This is a genomic window from Acidisphaera sp. L21, assembly GCF_009765685.1.
In the GTDB taxonomy this organism is placed as follows: Bacteria; Pseudomonadota; Alphaproteobacteria; order Acetobacterales; family Acetobacteraceae; genus LMUY01.
In genome coordinates this window covers 1-2,780 of sequence record NZ_LMUY01000085.1, presented here as the reverse complement: position 1 = coordinate 2,780, position 2,780 = coordinate 1, and the positions used below count along the sequence as shown (strand labels likewise).

General features: G+C 59.1%; 2 protein-coding genes. Both read right to left on the bottom strand.

The features are described 5' to 3' along the window. Window positions 1-39: 39 nt before the first annotated feature. Window positions 40-495, bottom strand: a complete 456-nt coding sequence (locus GSQ76_RS17935) for a hypothetical protein (protein ID WP_158745513.1) — start codon at window positions 493-495, stop codon at window positions 40-42. 974 nt (window positions 496-1,469) lie between these two features. Continuing rightward, a partial coding sequence (locus tag GSQ76_RS17930) for a hypothetical protein (protein WP_158745512.1) occupies window positions 1,470-2,780 on the bottom strand: 1,311 nt, incomplete at its 5' end.

Here is a 2,780-nt window from a genome sequence, read left to right as displayed (position 1 = left end):
TACCCGTATGCTCCGTGGAAGGCGGCCGCAGAGCAACGCTTACGTTACAGTCAAATTAAGGGCGCCCACATCAAATATATTGTCAGGCGGAAAGCCCGGAAAGTCTGGGTCCGTGTATGAAAACAGCAAGGCTACCGGAGTGGTGGTAGGATCGGCGATACCCACGATGACGCCTGGGGTATCGCCCGACAGTATGAAGCCAAACTGGCTGACAGATGTTCCAACGTAGATAGCGTCAAACATCTGGTTATAAACAAAGGAAGGCTCAACGCTAACGCCAAATCCTGTGACAGAAAATCCAGAGACGAATTCCGGACCAACATTACCGAGTGCCGGATCGAAAGATAGCTCGAACGAAAAACTTGGCTCGGCTATAGGGCCGCTACTAGTACCTGATATAGTGAAGCTCTCATTGACAGGCGTTGGCATTGCGGGAGTGGCAAAAATAAACGCCGCCAGTAAAGCATAACTAAGTTTCATTGCTTTACCCTTCAAATCGAACGACTCGTTTTTAGTTCAGACCCGTAGCTACCGTATCGTGGGCAATGAGACTCATCACCATCGCTCCTCGCGTCCCCCAATCCCTAGATCATAATGGCGAAGCTCCTGCTGCCAGAAAGAGATTGGTTTCTTTGGACGCATACGCAACAATCGGGCCAGACGAATATGGTCTGCATTTGCACGATTATTTCTCGTAATGACCTCCCATGAGCTGCGCGCTGTAAATTAATTGACATCACCAACAGCTCACTGAATTTCAGATTTCGCGATGTCCGAGCAAGACCTCGGCGGTCGGCACCCACCTCCTGGGCGGCCACATTATCGTCGTCGATATGATGCTGGGCCTAGCAAGGGTTCACCTACCCAGCGGCTACCTCCCCTGGCCATCTCGGCCGGTGGATAAACGATCATGGGAATGTCGCAGTTTGACCCTGTAGCGTCTGACCGACGTGCATGGAGTGCCGGGCGGAAAGTCGGTGCAAAGCGGGCGTTGAAGGCACGACAGATCTGGGCCATTTGCTTCTTCTTGATCAGCATCGCCGAGTGCGTGTTCGACCTTGCTGTCGACGGCAAGCTGCGCAGCCGTAACGTGGTTAGGACCAAATCGAAGACCTTGTCATTGGCGGGCAAATACGCACCCGTGCTAATGTCGTGCTGCAGAAGACGGATCGGCTGGTCCAGTTCGAGTTGCTGGCAGATGCACGAGCAAGCCTACTTGCCTGGCTGGAACGGCAGGGTGGCACATTGGCAGACTATGTCTTTCCGAGCCGCGTCGACCCCGCTTATCATCTTAGCACCCTCGACGGCACCGACACCCTGCTGCAGGGCGCCGCGTTCAATGGTGCCACGATCAAGGGCGGGACGCTGGCCGCCAGCGCAGGCATTCTGTTCCAGCAGGCCGATTACCCTCGGCATAGGTCAGCGTGCCGCCACTGCGCTGGAAATTGCCCAGCAGCGCCGCGCTCTCGTTACCGCCGATGGTGATGTCGCTGTTGTCGGCGGGTAATGGTGCCGTTGTTGATGAATTGCTGGTTTGTCAACACCGTCGGCTCGAGGACGGTCTGCAGGAACAACTGGCCGTCGGTGACGCTGACCGTGCCGTTATTGGTGAACTGACCCACCAGCGAGACGATGCTGCCGCTGCCCCCGGTGATCTCGGCACCGGCCGCATTCACGAAACCATCCGGATCCGTGTCGGCGGCCTGCAGGTAGAGATCGCCGGCATCCGTGCTGATTGTGGCGTTGTTGGTGATGGCGGATGCAGTGATGTACAATACCGGTGCACCGGCACCACTGGCCGTGTTGGCGGTGACGCTGGCGTTGTTGACGAAACTGGTCGCGCTAACAGTAAGCTCGTTGCTGAAGGCGCCGGGGTTCAAACCCGTCGAGGCGAGCGTGCCGTTATTGGTAAGCGCGAACGAGCCGCCGGTAAATAAGTAGCCGCTGAAAGCGCCGTTGCCAGACACCGAACCGCCGGCCGCGATGGTCAGGCTATTCGCCGCGCCGGGCTGTCCGGCGTAAAGGCCGCCATTATTCAGCGTCACGCTGGACGTGACGGTGAGCGGTCCGGGGTTCTGGATGAACAGAAACGCGCTGTTGATACCATCGCCGACCGTCAGCGCGCCGGCCGCGCTCCGCGACGCGTCGGCATAGATTTGGGTGCCGCCGGTGAAGGTCACCGGTCCGGTTGTGGTGAGCGGACCGATCACCGCCACGTCGTCCAGCGTGCCCCCGGCCACGCCACCCGTGACCAATGCCGGATCCAGTGTGCCGCCCTTGACGGTGCCGCCGGTGACGGTGATGACAGAAAAACCAATACCTGCACCCAGCGAGGCACCGCTATTGTCGAATGTGCCCCCATCGATGTCGAGCGTGTCGCCAACGGGGCTGGTGCTGGCGTCCGGATTGGTCTTCGTACCCGACAACAAGGTGAAGCTGGACAGCGTCGCCGCATTCGCATCGTTGCGCAGCACCAGCGTGCCGCCGGTAAGGCTGATCGTCCCGGTATTGTTCAGCGCGACGGCGCCGCCAGTGCCAAGGGTCAGCGTGCCGCCATTCCCGACCGCGATCGTGCCCGAATTGGTGACCCCCTCGCCCAGGGTGATGTGACCGCCGGCGCCAACCGACATCGTGCCGCTATTGGCCGTCGTGCTTGTTGGCACGCTGTAGCCGATATAGCTGGTCGCCGGGGTGATGTTGATCGTCCCAGCGCCGGTGGCGATGATCTGGCCGCTATTGGTCACGCTGCTGCTGAAGTTGAGCATGCCGGTATCGGCCGA